The organism is Halopelagius fulvigenes (assembly GCF_055398025.1).
The window spans coordinates 207,835-225,322 of the sequence record NZ_AP043846.1; the positions used below are offsets into that span (position 1 = coordinate 207,835).

General features: G+C 67.3%; 20 protein-coding genes and 1 tRNA gene. 9 read left to right on the top strand and 12 right to left on the bottom strand.

Annotation, left to right across the window (positions count from 1 at the left end; genetic code table 11):
- Positions 1–8 precede the first annotated feature (8 nt).
- The 3 genes from ACZ522_RS05335 to ACZ522_RS05345 all read right to left on the bottom strand — a co-directional run bounded on the left by ACZ522_RS05335 (position 9) and on the right by ACZ522_RS05345 (position 3,178).
- Complete coding sequence (locus ACZ522_RS05335; RefSeq protein WP_379694306.1) at positions 9–380, bottom strand: DUF7344 domain-containing protein; 372 nt, start codon at positions 378–380, stop codon at positions 9–11.
- A gap of 65 nt (positions 381–445) precedes the next feature.
- Entirely contained in the window at positions 446–1,789 is a 1,344-nt protein-coding gene (locus ACZ522_RS05340; protein WP_379694303.1) for an aminotransferase class III-fold pyridoxal phosphate-dependent enzyme, read from the bottom strand.
- Positions 1,790–1,852: 63 nt separating this feature from the next.
- Complete coding sequence (locus tag ACZ522_RS05345; RefSeq protein WP_379694300.1) at positions 1,853–3,178, bottom strand: MgtC/SapB family protein; 1,326 nt, start codon at positions 3,176–3,178, stop codon at positions 1,853–1,855.
- Between the two features lie 100 nt (positions 3,179–3,278).
- On the opposite strand from ACZ522_RS05345, the gene ACZ522_RS05350 reads away from it, so the two are divergent.
- Complete coding sequence (locus tag ACZ522_RS05350) at positions 3,279–4,610, top strand: AI-2E family transporter (RefSeq protein ID WP_379694297.1); 1,332 nt, start codon at positions 3,279–3,281, stop codon at positions 4,608–4,610.
- A 103-nt stretch (positions 4,611–4,713) separates the two neighbouring features.
- On the opposite strand, the gene ACZ522_RS05355 is transcribed toward ACZ522_RS05350, so the two are convergent.
- A complete protein-coding gene (locus tag ACZ522_RS05355) occupies positions 4,714–5,010 on the bottom strand; it encodes a PadR family transcriptional regulator (protein WP_379694295.1) in 297 nt (98 codons plus the stop codon).
- A 250-nt stretch (positions 5,011–5,260) separates the two neighbouring features.
- On the opposite strand from ACZ522_RS05355, the gene ACZ522_RS05360 reads away from it, so the two are divergent.
- A complete protein-coding gene (locus tag ACZ522_RS05360) occupies positions 5,261–5,551 on the top strand; it encodes an amphi-Trp domain-containing protein (RefSeq protein ID WP_379694293.1) in 291 nt (96 codons plus the stop codon).
- A gap of 305 nt (positions 5,552–5,856) precedes the next feature.
- Here the strand turns inward: ACZ522_RS05360 and ACZ522_RS05365 are convergent, their stop codons facing one another.
- Entirely contained in the window at positions 5,857–6,003 is a 147-nt protein-coding gene (locus ACZ522_RS05365; RefSeq protein ID WP_379694291.1) for a hypothetical protein, read from the bottom strand.
- A gap of 92 nt (positions 6,004–6,095) precedes the next feature.
- Between ACZ522_RS05365 and ACZ522_RS05370 the strand changes: the two genes are divergently transcribed.
- Complete coding sequence (locus ACZ522_RS05370; protein WP_379694289.1) at positions 6,096–6,836, top strand: DUF7117 family protein; 741 nt, start codon at positions 6,096–6,098, stop codon at positions 6,834–6,836.
- A 32-nt stretch (positions 6,837–6,868) separates the two neighbouring features.
- The gene (locus ACZ522_RS05375) at positions 6,869–7,099 is read left to right on the top strand and encodes a DUF7385 family protein (protein WP_379694286.1); all 231 of its coding nucleotides are present in this window, start codon (positions 6,869–6,871) and stop codon (positions 7,097–7,099) included.
- Between the two features lie 25 nt (positions 7,100–7,124).
- On the opposite strand, the gene folD is transcribed toward ACZ522_RS05375, so the two are convergent.
- From folD to glyA, 3 genes are all read right to left on the bottom strand, one after another.
- Positions 7,125–8,018 carry a bifunctional methylenetetrahydrofolate dehydrogenase/methenyltetrahydrofolate cyclohydrolase FolD gene (gene folD / locus ACZ522_RS05380; RefSeq protein WP_379694284.1) on the bottom strand — a complete coding sequence of 298 codons (894 nt, stop codon included), beginning with the start codon at positions 8,016–8,018 and terminating at the stop codon, positions 7,125–7,127.
- A gap of 96 nt (positions 8,019–8,114) precedes the next feature.
- Positions 8,115–8,783 carry a hypothetical protein gene (locus ACZ522_RS05385; protein WP_379694281.1) on the bottom strand — a complete coding sequence of 223 codons (669 nt, stop codon included), beginning with the start codon at positions 8,781–8,783 and terminating at the stop codon, positions 8,115–8,117.
- A 144-nt stretch (positions 8,784–8,927) separates the two neighbouring features.
- Positions 8,928–10,181 carry a serine hydroxymethyltransferase gene (gene glyA / locus ACZ522_RS05390; protein ID WP_379694278.1) on the bottom strand — a complete coding sequence of 418 codons (1,254 nt, stop codon included), beginning with the start codon at positions 10,179–10,181 and terminating at the stop codon, positions 8,928–8,930.
- Between the two features lie 319 nt (positions 10,182–10,500).
- On the opposite strand from glyA, the gene tbsP reads away from it, so the two are divergent.
- Positions 10,501–11,325 carry a transcriptional regulator TbsP gene (tbsP, locus tag ACZ522_RS05395; RefSeq protein WP_464391796.1) on the top strand — a complete coding sequence of 275 codons (825 nt, stop codon included), beginning with the start codon at positions 10,501–10,503 and terminating at the stop codon, positions 11,323–11,325.
- A gap of 136 nt (positions 11,326–11,461) precedes the next feature.
- The gene (locus ACZ522_RS05400; protein ID WP_379694273.1) at positions 11,462–13,174 is read left to right on the top strand and encodes a YcaO-like family protein; all 1,713 of its coding nucleotides are present in this window, start codon (positions 11,462–11,464) and stop codon (positions 13,172–13,174) included.
- Positions 13,175–13,297: 123 nt separating this feature from the next.
- Here ACZ522_RS05400 and ACZ522_RS05405 read toward each other — a convergent pair whose 3' ends face one another.
- Together ACZ522_RS05405 and ACZ522_RS05410 are read right to left on the bottom strand one after the other, a co-directional pair.
- Positions 13,298–14,437 carry a DUF63 family protein gene (locus ACZ522_RS05405; RefSeq protein ID WP_379694270.1) on the bottom strand — a complete coding sequence of 380 codons (1,140 nt, stop codon included), beginning with the start codon at positions 14,435–14,437 and terminating at the stop codon, positions 13,298–13,300.
- A 90-nt stretch (positions 14,438–14,527) separates the two neighbouring features.
- On the bottom strand, positions 14,528–14,977 hold the full coding sequence (locus ACZ522_RS05410) for an Lrp/AsnC family transcriptional regulator (RefSeq protein ID WP_379694268.1): 450 nt from the start codon (positions 14,975–14,977) through the stop codon (positions 14,528–14,530).
- A gap of 103 nt (positions 14,978–15,080) precedes the next feature.
- Between ACZ522_RS05410 and ACZ522_RS05415 the strand changes: the two genes are divergently transcribed.
- Positions 15,081–15,524, top strand: coding sequence for a DUF8101 family protein (locus tag ACZ522_RS05415; protein WP_379694265.1), 444 nt, complete (start codon positions 15,081–15,083; stop codon positions 15,522–15,524).
- A gap of 158 nt (positions 15,525–15,682) precedes the next feature.
- The gene (locus tag ACZ522_RS05420) at positions 15,683–15,976 is read left to right on the top strand and encodes a hypothetical protein (protein WP_379694263.1); all 294 of its coding nucleotides are present in this window, start codon (positions 15,683–15,685) and stop codon (positions 15,974–15,976) included.
- A 380-nt stretch (positions 15,977–16,356) separates the two neighbouring features.
- Here the strand turns inward: ACZ522_RS05420 and ACZ522_RS05425 are convergent.
- Positions 16,357–16,440 (bottom strand) — tRNA-Leu (locus ACZ522_RS05425).
- 96 nt (positions 16,441–16,536) lie between these two features.
- Positions 16,537–16,863: a hypothetical protein gene (locus ACZ522_RS05430; RefSeq protein ID WP_379694261.1), complete on the bottom strand. Its 327-nt coding sequence runs from the start codon at positions 16,861–16,863 to the stop codon at positions 16,537–16,539.
- Between the two features lie 124 nt (positions 16,864–16,987).
- On the opposite strand from ACZ522_RS05430, the gene ACZ522_RS05435 reads away from it, so the two are divergent.
- Positions 16,988–17,470, top strand: a complete 483-nt coding sequence (locus ACZ522_RS05435) for a DUF309 domain-containing protein (RefSeq protein ID WP_379694259.1) — start codon at positions 16,988–16,990, stop codon at positions 17,468–17,470.
- Positions 17,471–17,488: the final 18 nt, after the last annotated feature.

Sequence of the window (17,488 nt, forward strand, 5' to 3'; positions counted from 1 at the left end):
GCCTCCCCTCACCCCTCGAATCCGTGCTCCGCCTCGATGAACCGGAGCCAGTTCTCGATTCGCTCGCTCGGGTGGTAGCGGAACTTCCCCGCCTCCCTGTCTAACGTGACGAGGCGGGCCTCCTCCAGTTTCGGCAGGTGAACGTGGAGGAGCGTTATCTCGAGGTGGTCGCGACTCGGCGTCTCGCCGGACCGTCGTCGCTCCCGTTCCAACAGGTACCCGACGGCGTCGTCGGAGTCGACTGTCCGCGCCGACCGTTCTCGAAAGAGGCGAAGCAGGTCGCGCCTGTACCGGTGACCGAGCGTCTCCAGAACGGCCGCGAGCGTCAGCGTCGCCTCCTCCCCGCTCGAACCATCACTGTCACAAGTACCCCTGGTCACAACAGTCACACGCGGCTGAGGTCCATAAGTGTACGGGCGAAGGGCGAGGAAAAAACGTCGGACGCTCAGGCGCACTCCTCGATGGCCGCGACGAGGAGGTCCGCGCCGAGTTCTACCTCCCGTTCGGTCACGTCGAGGGGCGGGAGGATTCGGAGCACCTTGTAGCCGCACGCGAGGATGAGAAGCCCCTTCTGCAGGCACGCCTCCTGGACGGCGTTTCGTCGCTCCTTGGTGTCGAACTCGACGCCGAGCATGAGGCCCTTCCCGCGCACGTCCTCGACCGGTTCGAGGGCGGCGTCTTCGACCGTCTCTCTGAACTGACGGCCCCGGACGACGGCGTTCTCCATCAGGTCGTACTCGTGGATGGCGTCGATGGTGAGCGCACCCTGTAGCGAGGAGATGATGTCGCCCGCGCCCCACGTCGAGGAGAGGCGGGCCTTCTGTTCGGGGAACACCTCCTCGCGGGAGACGGTCGCGCCGACGCGAAGCGCCTTCGCGGAGGTGATGACGTCCGGCTCGATGGCGAAGTGGTCGGAGGCCCACATCTCGCCGGTGCGGCCGATGCCTGACTGGATCTCGTCGGCGACGAGGGTGATGTCGTACTCCTCGACGACGGCGGCGAGTTCATCCATGAACGCCTCCGAGGGGATTCTGTACCCGCCCTCGCCCTGAATCGGCTCCAAGATGATGTATGCCACGTCCTCGGGGTCCACGTGACCCGTCTCGGGGTTCAGTTTCTTCCGGAGTCGGGAGGTGCCGTCGGCGAAGAACCCGCAGGAACACCTCTCCGCCGAGCAGGTTCGCTCGTCGCAGAAGGGGAGATCGATGATGCCCGAGATTTCGGGGAACTTCCGGCGGTACACCGGCTTCGACCGGTTGAGCGAAAGCGCGCCGAGGGTGCGGCCGTGGAACGCCCCCTCGAACGTGATGCCGTACTTCGCGCCGTCGGAGTGGTCGTAGGATATCTTGATGGCGTTCTCCACCGCCTCCGCGCCGGAGTTCGACAGGAAGACGGTGTCCATGCCGTAGTGGTCCGTGATGTCGACGAGTCGCTGCATCAGGCCGGCCGGGCCCGGAAGTTCCTCCGACCCCGGTTCCTGGCCGCCGGAGACGTAGAAGTCCTGCCCCGCGATTTTCAGCGGGTCCACGAGGTCGAACTCCCGCATCCGGTCCATTATCTTCGGGTTATTGTATCCGAGGGGGGCGGCGGCGACGTGACTGGTGAAATCGAGGAGGACGTTGCCGTCGGCGTCGGTGCAGAAGGGACCTTCCGCCTCGGCGGTGACGTCCCAGACGAAATCGTAGACGTAGGTGCTCTGCGCCGCCGTCTCGTGGTGGTAATCGACCCACTCGCGCGCGCGTTCGCCGGGGAGGGAATCGACCCGCGGGACGGCCGTGTCTCGGTCCATGACCCGGCGTACGGTGACTTCCGGGTTAAACGGTTCGTTCCCCGAACTGTCGGGCGTTCTTCGCTATATCGCACCCGCCCAGACGACGACTCCGGTGAGTGCCCCCGCCCCCGCGAGGAGGCCGACGGACCACCCGGTGACGCTCCGCGCGAACGCTCTGGGACCGGTCGCGGCGAGAAACACCTTCACGCCGACGCTGGCCGCCGTTGCCAGGAGGATGGACACCACCGCTGGCGCGGTGCCGATGGTTCCGCCCCGGTAGAGTAGCACCGCCGTCGTCGTCGCGCCCGCCGAGGAGACGAACCCCGAGAGGAGGGCGCTGACGTACAGACCGTACGTCCCGAACTCGCTCTGTGCGGCCGTCCCGCCGACGAGGATGAACAGGAACACCAGACCGAACGCGAGGGCGTTCCTGAGCGAGAAGGGGCTCTCCAGCGGGATATCGACCTGCTGTCGCCAGTCCGTGACGTACCACGCGGCGGCGACGCTCCCGACCACGAGTGCGCCGAGGGGGACGAGGACGCCGACGAGCGTCTGGTCGGGGAACGTGAAGGCCAGCGCGATGGCGAGGTTGCGAAGCGCCATCGCGGCGTCCGCGAGGAGGACGGCGGCGACGCCGTACATCCGGGCGTCGGGTTGCTGTTTGACGTGGTCGAGCATCGTCCCGACGACGGCCGACGAGGAGGCGAGCCCGCCGAAGAAGCCGGTGACGGCGACGCCGCGGCCCCCGTACTGCTGGACGACGGCGTAGTTGACGATGCCGATGCCGGCGACGGTGACGACCATCAACCACGCGACGCGGGGTTCGAAATCGACGCCGAGCACCGTCACAGGCCCCGCGGGGAGCAACGGGTACGCGACGAACGCGAGGATGGCGAACTCCGTCGTCGAGCGGAGTTCCTGCCGGTCGAGACGTCCGGCGAGGCTGTGGAGTTCCCGCTTCAACACGAGCAGCATCGACGAGACGACGGCGACGGTCACCCCCGCGAGCACCTCGCCGGAGGCGACGAGAGCGCCGACGCCGTACGCCGCCATGAGCGAGACGGCCGTCGTCAGAGAGAGGGCGTCCTCGCCCTCGCGTCTGAGTCCCTGCACGGCGAGGAGGATACCCTGCACGATGACGAGGACGCCCCCGACGCCGAGGAGGACGATACCGAAGGGGTACTCCACCGCGACGAGGGTGAAGACGGCGGCGACGAGACTCGTCAGCGAGAACGTCCGAATCCCCGCCGTCTTCTCGGACCACTCCCGTTCCAGTCCGAGAAACAACCCGAGCAGGGCCGCGAGAACGAGGCGAACCACCGGATTCGTCAGCGGTGCCGCGCCGACGCCCTCCAGTTGGAGGGCGTCGCCGAGCGGAACCGACCCGAAGAGAGCGAGGAGAGACATGCGGTTTCGTTGAACCAATCGGCACTTGAACCCGCTGGCTAGTTCGGTGACTGGTCAGTTGCGCGATAGACTTTTGCACCGCGGGAGTCCGTACACGGATATGACACTCCTGGAGATGGAACGTTCCCGCTTGGCGTGGTGGTCCCTCGGGAGTCTCCTCGCCGTCGCCTTCCTCTACGTCCTCTACTCGTTCGTCGGAACCGTGGTGTTCGGCGTGTTCATCTACTACGCCACGCGGCCCATCTACCGCCGCCTCAGGCAGCGCGTCCGCCCGGCGAGTCTCGCCGCCGCCATCGCCCTGTTCGCACTCGCGTTGCCCGTCCTCTCCTTGGTCTCCTACGCGCTCGCGATCGCGGCGGGCGAGGCGCTGAAACTCACCGACAGCGGCGTGTTCGACCTCTCGAACTACCCCATCACCGCCGACCAGTTCTACCGATTCGCCGACCCGTACGCCCTCCTCTCGCTCGAACTGACGGACCTCTCCCCGGAGCAGCTCCGCTCGGTCTTCGACTCGCTGAACTCCGCCGCCGGAACCGTCGCCTTCCTCGGCGTCGGCGCGGTGCACCTGTTCGTCATGATCGCGCTGGCGTTCTACCTCCTCCGCGACGACCACCGCCTCGCGAAGTGGACCTGCGTCCGCTTCGCGGACGACCGCGGCGTCTTCGAGGCGTACGCGAAGGCCGTGGACCGCGACTTCCACAACATCTTCTTCGGGAACATCCTCAACGCCGTCCTCACCGGGACGATCGGCGTCATCGCCTACGTCGGGTTGAACATGGCCGCCCCGCCGGGAATCGCGATTCCCGCGGCCGCCCTCGTCGGCTTGCTCGCGGGCGCGGCCAGCCTCGTCCCCGTCGTCGGCATGAAGCTCGTCTACGTCCCCGTCGCGGCGTACCTCGGCGTCACCACCTACCTCTCGGACCCGGGGACGCTGTGGTTCGTCTTCGCCTTCGTCGCCGTCTCGTTCGTCGTCGTCGATACCATCCCCGACCTCGTTCTGCGACCGTACGTCTCCGGGCGGTCGCTCCACGTCGGTGCGGTGATGATCGCCTACACGCTCGGTCCCCTGCTGTTCGGGTGGTACGGCATCTTCCTCCTGCCGATGGCTCTCGTCCTCCTCGTGAACTTCGCGAAGTACGTGCTCCCAGAGCTTCTCAGCGGAACGCCCGTCCAACCGTACGCGGTGGACCCCGCGGCGATAGACCCCACCGAACCGGCGGTGACGGCGGACGCCGAACCGACGGCCGACGAACCCGTCGGTACCGACGGGGCGACGACGGACGGGGGCGCAGAAACGGAGCGTGGACCCGAACCCGGACTCGGCGCGGGCGCGGAGACGCGCGCGTCCGCGCGGTCGAGCGTCGAACCGGAGGCGGGCGAGAGCGCGGAACGAATCGACCCGACGGACGACGACGGCCCGACGCCGTCGTGACCGGCGGCGGACGCCGTCTCAGCGTAGACGTCGCTCAGAGGGCGCTATCGTTCGGACGAACCGTTCGAACGGGGGCGGGGCGGTCTCACCGCGAACCGGCCGCTCAGGCGCTGATTCCGTCGTACTTGATGTCGATGTAGTCCGCTTCCCAGTCCTTCCGGGCCTTTATCTCGCGGCGGCCGCGGCGGGTGAGCGTGTAGTAGTTGGTCCGGCGGTCACGCTGACCCTTGTCGACGAGTCCCTTCTCGACGAGGGTATCGAGGTTGGGGTAGAGACGCCCGTGGTGGATCTCCTTCTCGTAGTACTCCTCTAGCTCTTCCTTGATGGCGAGGCCGTGTGGTTCGTCCAGTCCCGCAATCACGTACAGCAGGTCACGCTGAAACCCTGTCAGGTCGTACATCGGTAAATTCAGATGATGTGTTACTGTGTGGTTGAAATAAACATATCGAACTAGACGTCCCCAATCCGACGAGGTACCGCCGCATCGTTCGAGATAGATGTCGTCATCGGCGTGACAACTGCTGTCTGTGGCCCGCGCGAACGAGCCACGCGCGCGAGGAAATGTCGTCTCACTAACCACACTCGCCGAACCGCGCTCGCGGCCGGCGGTCGGTGTACGACTTATGCCCTTCCGGTACGTCTGTGTCGGTATGCCGGAAGAAGTACTCTTCGAGACGGAATCGTCGCACAGTCGCGCCGAAATCGCCGCCTACCTGCGGTCGGTGGCCGACCGCCTCGACGACGACGGGAGCGTCTCGTTGCGCGCGGGCGAGGAATCGCTGGACGTGCAGGTCCCCGGAAACCTGACGTTCGAGGTGAAAGCGGAACGCGAGACGTCGAGCGGAGCGTCCACCGGCGAACTCAGCATCGAGTTCGAACTGGAGTGGGACGAGGACGCCGACGCAAGCAGCGCGGGACGCGGCGAACTCAGCATCGAGTAACGCCGTCGCTACGATTCACGCCGCCGCCGCGATTCGCGTCGCCGCTACGGCGCTTTTCGGGTCACGTTGGTACAGAACAGAGCGAACGCTCGCAGGTTCGTATCGTCGAAAAGGAAGCAAGACACGCGGAAAATCCGCGTGTTGCTTGCCGCCCTGAATTGGTCCCCGCTGACGCTTCGGCCCTCCAAAGCGAAGCGTCGATATCAACTATCGGCCGGTCGGGCTTAAAGATACCGACCGATGTCAATGTTTGTCACAGAATCACAGTCTCAGCGGGGCCGAACTGTTGGTCCGTCGGGTTCGACTCACATGTGCTCTTCTTCCAACACCCACCCGAGGGCGCGCTTGTAGTGGGTGAAGAGCTCCCGAACGCCTTGGTGGCGCATCTCCTCGGACTCCAACTGTTCTGCCAGAAACTCGTACTGGTCGCGGATGTCCTCCTCGGAGCGCATACCCGTTCGTAGGCGTCTCCGAGCCAAGAAGGTGGCGCGCGTCGGCGGGCCGTGGCGTCGGGCTTTTCATCCGGGGAGCCCCACCGATACGTATGCGCATCCGGGGCCGCAGACGTTGTAAGGACTGCGAACGGGAGTGGTCGTACTACGACACGGGGAGCATCACGTGTCCGAACTGCGGAAGCCTCCGGAGCGTCGGCGTCGGCGACCGGGAGCGCCACACGGACGCCGCGGCGGAACTCGACCTCTCGCCGCACAGGAACGCCGTCGGGGAGTTCGACGAGGACGCTTCGACGGGCCGCCACGCGCTTCCCGAAGACGTACTCGACGACCTGAAGTCCGACCTCCGCGCGTACGTTCGCGAACGGGGGTTCATCAACGGCGGCGAGCTCCGCGACGTAGACGACGCCCACCTCGCGGCGAACGAACTCCTCCACGCCGGCGACGCGTACGCCCGACTGCGCGACGTGAGCGAGGACGAACACCTGTACGTCATCTCGCTCCTGCGGGGCGCAGACCGCGGCGAACGCCCGTCTCCCGAGGAGGTACCGCCCTCGATGACCGCCGCGCGCGGACTGGCCTACGCGCAGGCCGTCTCCGCGTTCCGCCGCGACTTCTCCCTTTGGCTCGACGACAACCCGGACTCCGACGCGCGGCGGACGCTCGAAACGCTCGGCGACCACGTGACGCGGGTCGAAGCCCTCGAAGGCGACGTGTCGCTCCGAGAGTCCGAGACGCTCGTCCGCGTCGCGCGGGAGCTCGCCGCGTACGCCCGAGACGGAGACGAAACGGCGCTGGCCACCGCCCGCGACAGACTCGCTCGGCTTTCCTAACCTCTTTGCCCCGTCGGGACGCGTCTGGACCGATGGCCGACCGATTCGACCAGCACGCGGTTCGTCACCGGATGAAACTGCTCCGAGACACCGGCGAGACGACGCTGTACGAGAACAGAGACGGCGTCGCCTGTCCGGCCTGCGGCGACCCGTTCGACCGCCTCCTGCTTTCGGAACGCGACGCGCACAGCTTCGATATCGACGGCGGGACGCTCTGCGTCCGGCGCGAAGAAGGGCGGTTGGTCGTCTCGATGCACCGGTAGTCCGGCGAACTCGTCCGTCCGCCGGTCAGGGGAGGTTCACGTCGACGTCCGCGGCGTCGCCGGCGGACTTGACCGTGTTCCAAAGCAGCATCGCGCGCGTCATCGGGCCGACGCCGCCGGGGACGGGAGTGATGGCGCTCGCTTTCTCCTCGGCGGAGTCGTACTCCACGTCGCCGACGAGTTCGTACCCCTTCTCGTTGTCCGCGTCGACGCGGTTGATGCCCACGTCGACGACGACGACGCCCTCAGAGAGCATCTCGCCGGTGACGAGTTCGGGGACGCCGCAGGCCGCGATGACCACGTCCGCCTGCTTCGTCTTCGCCGCCACGTCGTCGGTCCGGGAGTGACAGACCGTCACCGTGGCGTTGCCGCCCTCGGCCTTCTGTATCAGGAGGTTCGCCATCGGCTTGCCGACGATGTTCGACCGGCCGACGACGACCACGTCCTTGCCCTCGGTGTCCACCTCGGTGGCGTCGAGGAGTTTCTGGACGCCGTGGGGCGTGCAGGGCTTGAATCGGGGGTTGCCGGCGACGAGGCGGCCCACGTTCTCGGGGTGGAAGCCGTCGACGTCCTTCGCGGGGTCGATGCGGCGGAGCACCTCGCGTTCGTCCACGTGGTCGGGGAGGGGCATCTGGACGAGGACGCCGTGGACCGAGTCGTCCTCGTTCAGGTCGTCGATGAGTTCGTACAGTTCCTCGGCGGGGGCGTCTGGGTCGAGTTCGTAGTCGAAGGCGTCGATGCCCACCTCCTCGCAGTCTCGCTGTTTCATCGAGACGTACGTCTGACTCGCCGGGTCCTCGCTCATCAGCACCGTCGCCAGACCGGGCGTCACGCCCGCCTCGTCGAGGGCGTCGATGGCGTCGGTCAGGCCCGCGCGCACGTCCTCGGCCACCGCGTTGCCGTCGATGATGTCGGTCATACCTACACCGGCGTCCCCCTCGCACTTCAAACTCGCGGATTCGTGCATATCTGCAGGTCGGAATCGGAGAAGATAGACACGTTCGTGGATAGTCGCTCAGCAGATGCCGTCGGCGACGCCGGGGTTCAGGTTGGGCCCCTGCCGGACGGGCGTCGTCTCCCCCGTCTCCAGATTCACGACCATCGCCTGCCCGCCGAACCCGTGCGTCTGGTCGTGACCCCGGACGACGACGCACGTCACGCCGTCCGGCAACCTGACGCTCTCCGACCGCGTGAACTCGCGCGTCCCGTGGGAGTGCAGTAGGTCGCGTCTGGCGAGGACCGTCCCGTCTGTCGTCTCTACCTGCCACCAGTCCGCGTACCCCTCCTCGCCGTCGTCGTCGTGGTAGAGCGTCACATCGAACCGGTGGACGCCGTTCATCACCCGCCAGTCGACGGCAACGACGTTCGCCTCCCGGAGGTCCAACCCCTCCGGCGTCGCAGTCGCGGTGGTCGTCCCGTCCGTCTCGTTCGTCGCCGTCTCGTTCGTCGCCGTCTCGTTCGTCGCCGTCCCGTTCGTCGCCGTCTCGGCGGGCGTCTCCGTCTCCGTCGGCGTCTCCGTCTCGGTCTCGGAGACGCTCACCCCGGTGGCGGTGTCGCCGCGGGGCGTGCCGAACCCGCCCGGCGGGTTCTCGGTTCCCGGCGTTCGACGTTCGCGGTCGGAACACCCGGCGAACGGAACGCTCGCCGCGCCGAGCAGAGCGAGGAGGCGTCTCCGAGTCACCATGCGTCCGCTTGGCGCCGGCGAAGCAAAAAGCAGGGGCGACACGTCAGCGCCTGCGAACGAGAGAGAACGCGCGAGAGCGACGGCGGAGACGAGAGCAGAGGCGGCGCGGAGTCGCGTCCGGCGCGCCGGGCGCGGACGACCCGGTTACTCCTCTTCGTACAGGGGGAACTCGTCGCAGAGTTCCTGCACCTGGTCGGACACCTCGGCGACGACGGCCTCGTCGTCGTAGTTGTCCACGACGCGGGCGATGAGTTCACCCACCTCGCGGGTGGCCTCCTCGTCGAACCCGCGGGTCGTAAGCGCCGCCGTGCCGGCGCGGATACCGCTGGGGTTGAACGCCGAACGCGTCTCGCCGGGGACGGTGTTGGCGTTGAGGACGATGCCGGCGTCCTCCAACGCCGCCTCGACGTCCTTGCCGGTAGTGTCGGGGTTCGAGGGGCGCAGGTCCACGAGGACGAGGTGGTTGTCGGTGCCGCCGGAGACGGCTTCGAGGCCCTCCTCTTTGAACGTCTCCGCGAGGGCCCTCGCGTTGGCGACGGTCTGCTCGGCGTACTCGTCGAACTCCGGTTGCAGGGCCTCCTGGAAGCCGACGGCCTTGCCCGCGATGTTGTGCATGAGGGGGCCGCCCTGCCCGCCGGGGAAGACGGCCTTGTCGATGTCGTCGGCGTACTCCTCGGAGGACATGATGATGCCGCCGCGGCCCGCGCGGATGGTCTTGTGCGTCGAACCGGTCACGAAGTCGGCGACGCCGACGGGCGAGGGGTGGACGCCCGCGGCGACCAAACCCGTGATGTGAGCGATGTCCGCGAGGTGGTAGGCGTCGGCGTCGTCGGCCACCTCCTGAATGCGCTCCCACTCCACCGTGCGCGGGTACGCGGAGTACCCGGAGACGATGATGTCGGGGTCGAACTCCTCGGCTTTCGCCTCCAAGTCGTCGTAGTCGATGTACCCCGTCTCGGGGTCCACCTGATACTGCTCTACCTCGTATAGTTGGCCCGTGAAGTTCGCGGGGTGGCCGTGGCTGAGGTGGCCGCCGTGGCTCAGTTCCAAGGAGAGAATCTTGTCGCCGGCGTCGAGCATGGCGAGGTAGACGCCCATGTTCGCCTGCGTCCCCGAGTGCGGTTGGACGTTGACGTACTCCGCGCCCCACAGTTCCTTCGCGCGTTCGACGGCGAGTTCCTCCACCTCGTCGGCGTACTCGCAACCCGCGTAGTACCGAGAGCCGGGGTACCCCTCGGCGTACTTGTTCGTGAGGGTGCTCCCTTGGGCTTCGAGGACCGCGCGACTGACGTGGTTCTCGCTCGCTATCATCGCCAGCGTGTTCCGTTGCCGTTCATCTTCGCCCGACAGCGCATCTGCGACGGCGGGGTCGGCGTCGCGGACGTGACTGTAATCCATGTATGAGACGGGACGCGTTCGGCCAATAAGTGTGTTCACTTTGGCGACGACTGCCCCTTCTTCTGTACACGTCGGTGCAACGGACGCCCGGGAGGAGGGTCGCAGGACACCATCCCGGCAGACGACAGATTCAAATTACGACGCGCCGAACAACTGAATACGTTCACACACCGAGTTTATTAATTGGGTATCCGAACAGTATACTTCCCGGATTGAAAACAGAATTTCCTCTTGTTGGGCTTGTTACAACACCGTAGGAAGGTGATTACGACCTCCTTTCTGCGTTAATATTAAATAATCTCGCGCTCATATTGTGGGTATGGCTATCCGTTCTAATATGCTCGCAGAGGGGGTCGAGGAGATTCTCCGCTCCGCCCTCTCGGCGGGCGGCGAGGAGGTTCTCGTCGTCGACCCGACGGCGGACGTGGTCGAGACTCTCGTCAACGTCGCGTCCGAACTCGGCGGAGACACTCCGACCGTCCGGATGGTGGCCGACGAATCGCTTCTGAAAGACGTGATGGACGACTTCATCGTCGCGAGCAACGCGGCCGACCTCGTCGAGTCGGAGACGCTGTCGATGCGGACGACGACCGAGGGGGCGGAGAACGCCCTCCTCGTGACCGGCGATTCGGTCGTCGCACTCGTCACCGCGGGCGACCGGGTTGCCGGACTCGTCACCGAAGACGAGGAGTTCGTCTCGCAGGCGCGCGAGACGTACCGCACTCAGTGGGAGGAGTCCCCGACGTTCAAACTCCGAACGCCGCCGATATCGAAGGTTCGCTCGACCCTGGAGGCCGACATCGGGCCGGAGGCGCGCGACGACTTCGACGCCGTCCTCTCGTCGCTTCGGACTGCCCGCGGCGACGGCGACGGACTCGACGAGGTGACCATCAGCCTCCTCGTCGCCGCGCGGAACGACGTCCTCCTCTACGACATCTCGAAGTGGGGCGAGGACGTCGGCATCGCCAGCAAGGCGACGTTCTCCCGGACGAAGACGAAACTCGAAGACACGGGCCTCATCGACACCGAGAAGGTACCCATCGACGTCGGCCGCCCCCGACTCCGCCTCAAACTCGGCGACGACCGACTGGTCGACGCCGACTCGACGCAACTCGCCGGCGTCGCCCAGGATCTCCTCTCGTAGGCGTCGCCGGGCGTCCAATCTCACTTCGCTCTCGGTTCCTGCGTTCTCCCCATTCCGGCGTCTCACTCCGCCTCCCACCACCGCGTCCCGCCGTACATCCCCGCGCTTTTTCCCCGATTCGTGCGTCTATCGGCCCGTGATATCCAACGACATCGCTCTCGTCGGGAGTGGCCCGGCCGCCGAGGCGGTTCGCGCGGCGTTCGAGGACGTGGACGCCGCCGTCGCCGACGTCTCGCCGGACGAGGCGGGAGACGCGAACCTGAGCGTCGTCGTCGCGCCCGCGGGGGCGAACGCCCCGCACGCGGTGGACGAACGCGGCGGCCGACTCGTGGTCGTCGAAATCGGCGGCGTCGGCGGCCGTCCCGTCGCCGCCGTGGACGCCACCGTCTCCGCGTTCGGAACCGACGGCGCGCGGTTCTCCGACCTCTGCGCCCGCGTCGCCGCGACGACGGACGACGAGGGGTCGCCGTCGGGGGACAGAAGCGCCGTCCGACTCGCGGGCGCACTCGCCGGTCGGCGGGCCGTCGCCCTCCTCGCGGGCGAGGGGGCGGTGGTCGGTACGGTCGCGGAAGTCGCCGGAACGGGCGTCGTCGCCGAGCGACCGATTCTGCCGGTGCCGGACCCCGCGACCCGCGACCGGCGGGTGCGACGGGAGTACCGCGAGGCGAGCGTGGACGACTCGCTGGCGCGGGCGGAACGCACACTCGACGACCGAACCGGCGTCGTCGCACAGGTGGGCGAACGCGAGTCGTTCCCGGTCCCCTACTACCTCGCGCAGACGACGGAGACGCGGGGGTTCAGCGACGCTCGCGCCGCCGAGTTCGCGGCGGGCGTGGACCCCGACTGGGACGCCGCGTTCATGAAAGCCCTCGGCGAGGGCCTCGAACGCTACTGCGCGGGCGTCTACCGGTCGTCGGAGTTCACCGTCGCGCCGGAGCGAACGCGCGCGAACCCCGTCTCCCCGTCGCGGTTCGTGCGTCCCGACTCGTACCGCGCGCCCGACCCCGAGGAGCCGATTCCGTGGGTCGCGGGCGAACGCCTCGACACGGGCGCGGAGGTGTCTCTCCCCGCCGAGTTCGTCCACTACCCGCCGCCGAACGAGCGACACAAACCCTCCATCACGACCGGGTTGGGCCTCGGGAACTCGGGCGCGGAGGCGCTTCTGTCGGGCTTCTACGAGGTGGTCGAACGCGACGCCGCGATGCTGTCGTGGTACTCGACGTTCGACCCCCTCGCCCTCGACGTGGACGACGAGGGCTACGCCGAACTGGAGAAGCGGGCGCGCGCGGAGGATCTGACCGCGACGCCGCTTTTGGTCACGCAGGACGTGGACGTTCCGGTCGTCGCCGCGGCGGTCCACCGCGACGGCGAGTGGCCGAACTTCGCCGTCGGGTCGGGCGCGTCGCTGGACCCCGCAGACGCCGCGCGGTCCGCACTCGCGGAGGCGTTGCAGAACTGGATGGAACTCCGTGCGTTGGGACCGGAGCAGGCGAGTTCGGAAGGCGGCGCTATCGGCGCGTACGCGGACTTCCCCGACGCCGCCCGCGAGTTCGTGGACGCCGGCCCGGCGGTTCCGGCGTCGAGCGTCGGCCCCGACGAGGTGCCGACTGGCGAGGCGGAACTCGACGCCGTGGTCGAACGCGTCGCCGACGCGGGGTTAGACGCCTACGCCGCGCGGACGACGACGGAGGACGTGGAGCGACTCGGGTTCGAGGCGGTCCGCGTCGCGGTTCCGGAGGCCCAACCGCTGTTTCAGGGCGACCCCTTCTTCGGCGACAGGGCGGCGTCGGTGCCCGAGGAGATGGGCTTCGAGTCCCGACTCGACGGCCCGTACCACCCGTATCCGTAGGCGAACAGCCGACACGATGCCCGCCCGCACGGCGGCGTGTCGGACGCTCGCGGGTCGCCGTGCGGTAATTCCGCGGCGGATGCGGCGAGTGGCCGCCCCTTCCGAGAAAAAGTCTCGCCCCTTTCAGACGCCGAACGTCGCGCGGAGCATGTCGCGCGTCCCCGGGCCGAGTCCGACGGCGAGGACGGCGACGAGGAGCAGCATCGAGTAGCGGGGGCTCTCCTCGAAGATGCCCTCCTCGAACACCCAGACGACGAACGTCGCCGCCGCGAGTTTGATGAGGAGGAACGGCCACGTGTCGCCCGTCACCGCGAGGACGCTCGCGGGCAGGACGCTCGACGTGAAGTCCACGACGAACTGGTTGACGGGGTGTTTCGGCACGAGGTTCCGCCCGGCGTTCAGCGCCGGCATCCAGTCGAGACCGATGACGTTGGCGACGCCGTCTACGGCGTGGCCCCAGATGATGACGAGGCCGATGAGGCCCGTTCCGGCGTTTATCTCCGGCGCGAAGCGTTCGATGAGCCACCACGTCGCGCCCGCCGAGAGCGTCGCCCCGACGAGCGTCGCGACCAGCACCTGCGGGTAGAACTCCACGCCCGGCGCGCCGGTGACGACCAGCGAGACGAGGTAGCCGAGCGTGAGTACGAGCGCGCCCGTTCCGAGGCCGAACAGCGGCTTCTCGTACCCGTCTACGAGTCCGGCCCTGTCCGCCGTGACGCTCGCGACGACGGCGGCGAGCGTGATGCCGAAGACGGTGAAGTAGATTATCGGGCTGATGACGAGCGTGTTCCACGGGTAACTGATGAGTGCGTCCGTCGCGCCGGGCGTGTCGTTGGCGTCCTCGACGACGCGCAGGGCGCCGCCGAAGAACATGAACGGCAGGAGAGCGTAGAAGAAGCGCCGCTCCGTCCCGATGTCGAGGCGGCGGAGGAGGAAGACGAGACCCGAGAGGGCGACCAGCAGGGTGACCATGTACCCGACTTCCGAGACGAGCGTGTAGCCGGGGTAGGCCACGGGTTCGGGCGCGGCGGCGCACGCCTGCGCGCTGTCGAGGTACTGCGTGACGCCGTTCGTCCGCACCGCACAGACCGCCGAGTTGGCGTCGGCCTGCACCGGTCCCCAGAAGTAGTGCCAGATGAAGCGGTCGTAGACGAGTTCGGGGAAGGCGAGCCATCCGCCGACGAGAACCGCGAGGATGACCGCCACCGAACCGCCCCACAGACGTTCGGGGTCGGCGCCGACCCGTTCTGCAACCGTTGCCATACCCCAATTCCCGGCGTCGGTGGTGTTGAGGATTCCGGTCTCTGACGCGTCGGCGGACCGGCCAGCGCTCGGATTCCGCGGGGACGCCCCTCAGATGGGGAGCGAGCGGTCCTCGAAGTCGGTTCCGAGGATAACCATCGTCTGCGAGCGCGAGAATCCATCCATCTCGGCGATTTCGTCGAACATGAGTTCCCGCAGGCCGTCGGTGTCCTCGGCGAACACGCGGAGCATCACGTCCCATTCGCCCGTCGTGAGGTGAACCTCTTGGACGCCCTTGATCTCGCGGAGGCGTTCGAGCGCGTCCTCCTCGCGGCCCTGTTGGACGCGGAGACCGACGAGCGCGGAGGTGCCGAAATCCACCTCTCGGGCGTTTACTTTCGCGTGGTACCCCTCGATGACGCCCGCTTCTTCCATCCGACCGACTCGGTCGTGGACGGTGGCGCTGGACATGTCGATTTGACGCGCGATTTCGCTGAACGGGGTTCGCGCGTCCGCCTGGAGGATGCGGAGGATCGCCCGATCCGTCTCGTCGAGTTCCATAGTAATGCGTGGAGGAGCCGCGACTTTTGGTTTGCGAATCGCACACTCGCTCCGCCGACCGAACCCAGCAGATTTTACCCTCGCTGTCGCGTCTCTCCCGGACGTGTCCGAGGAGTTGCCGCCAGACGTTCGCGCGACGCTCGCTCGACTGTTCGAGGAGGCCGCGGAGGACGCGCGCACCCGTGAGGGGGAGTCGGTTCGGACGCGCCTCGAAACCGTCGAGGCGGTCACGGACGAGGAAGTGCCGCCCGGCGCCGGGAAGGAGCGACTCCGGCACGGATGCGCGCAGGTCCGAAAGACCGTCGAGAACGAACCGCTGGTCGCCGCCGAGTACCTACAGGCGATGCGACGACTCGTCGACGAGGACGACGCCGGGCCGGGGGCCGACGGCGGAACCGAAGACGGCGGCGACGGCGGCGAAGGCGAAGACGGAAACGAGGCCGACGGGAGCGAACGCGACGCCGAAGGAGGAACCGACGAAGGCGAAGGAGAGAACGGCGACGAGAACGCCGGTCCCGACGGCGGGCGGGACACCGACCCAACCTGACCGACAACCGCGCTCGGAGACGCTCCGTCTCGCTTTCGAGCTCGCCGCTCCGGGGTCGTACCCGCCCGTCCCTGGTGGTCTCTCCCATACTCTGCCCGACAATTAACTCAATTACGAGTCCGAGTACCTTTTTGTGGTTCCCGACCTTGCATTTGGGTATGCGCCCCGCCGATGCAGTCCGACAACTCGAGTACGCGGTTGCACCGACCACCGGTACGTACGACTACGAACTCACTCACTGGGCGAGCGCGTACGAAGAGGCGTTCGCCGACGTGACGGAGCGCGGCGACCTCCACGACGTGATGAACGTCATCGAGCAGGTGTGCGAGGAGTGCTCCGAGGACTCCCGTCCGTCCCCGGAGCAGGTGGAGGTAGTGGCCGACTCCGTCCTCACGAGCGGCGGACGCCCCCTCACCGACGGCGGCGACGGTGCGGACGCATCGGATCGGTAACGACCTTTCTCTCTCCGACTCGCCGCAGTTTCGTCGCGCCCGGCGTACTTTCTTCGGCCGTAACGTGTATCACCGTCGGCCCTCGTTTACGTAGACGCTCCCGCGAATTGGCTCCGCCTCTCTCGCGGGAGTTGCGACGCTCGCCGCCGGATTCCCCGTCGTGCGGGCGTCTTCTGGTCCCCGTTTTCGAACTCGCTGAGCGACCGCTGTCTCCTTCGGTCGGGTGCGGAGAATCTCCGTCCGTAGTTTGCACTCCTCGTTTTACTCGTCGGCAAAAGTGCGAGGGGAGGGATTTGAACCACGGTCACTCACTTCGTTCGCTCCCTGATTCAAATCCTCCGTCAGATACACGCTCCTCGCTGTCGCTCGGAGACGTAGAATGCGAGGGGAGGGATTTGAACCCACGGACTCCTACGAGAGCGGATCTTGAGTCCGCCGCCTTTTCCAGACTCGGCCACCCTCGCGCGTGTACTCGTGGGGAACCGCGCCGCTAAAACGTTCCGAATCCCGCTCTCCGCGGGGACGGTTCGGCGGGACGAAGCGCCGCCCCGCGAGGCCCCTCACTCGCCCGCCGCGGGCCGTCGTTCGACGGCGGACGGGGGCGCTTCGTCGAACCGTCGCGGCTCCGTCGGCCCGAGTTTCTGACGGAGGAGACTCGGGACCTTCTCCTTCGCAAGGAGAAACCCGCCGACGCCGAGAGCGGGGAGGACGACGGCGAAGAGAACCGCGAGGAGTCCCGCGCCGAACGGGGCGAACCCGACGCCCAAGAACATGAACACGAACACGGCCGCGCGGGGGAGATTCTCCTCGACGACCCCCGCGATTCCCGCCGCCCAGTCCACCGCCGCAGTCGGAACCTCCGCCAGACGCTCGCCGGTCGTAGCCATACCGACACGATGAACGACGGGAACCATAGCCCTTGGCCCGGTGCGCCGCCTCGCCGCGCTTCGTCGCCGCTCGGCCGACCCGTTCGAGCGATGGGATTACGTCGCTCACGAACGGAAGGACGGTATGGACGAACACACCCGCGACCCGAGCGTCGCCCCGCCGCTCGGGAATCCGACGGGGTGGCGAACGGACGACCGCGTGTGGGAGCACGCGACGCTCCGCCGCGCGGTCGAACACGGTGTCCGCCTGTTCAACTCCGGCGACTACCACGAGAGCCACGACTGCTTCGAAGACGAGTGGTACAACTACGGATCCGGGAGCGCGGAATCGGCGTTCCTCCACGGGATGGTCCAGGTCGCCGCCGGCGCGTACAAGCACTTCGACTTCGAGAACGACGCGGGTATGCGGTCGCTCTTCACCACCGCGCTGCAGTACCTCCGGGGGATACCCGACGACTTCTACGGCGTGGACCTCGCGGACGTGCGCGGGACGCTCGAATCGGCGCTCGAAGACCCGACTGCGCTCCACGGCTGGCAGATCACGATAGACGACCAACGGCCGGAGGCGTACGACGTGGACTACGAGTACGTCGAGCGACTCCACTAGCGCGTCGGCGCGTATCGG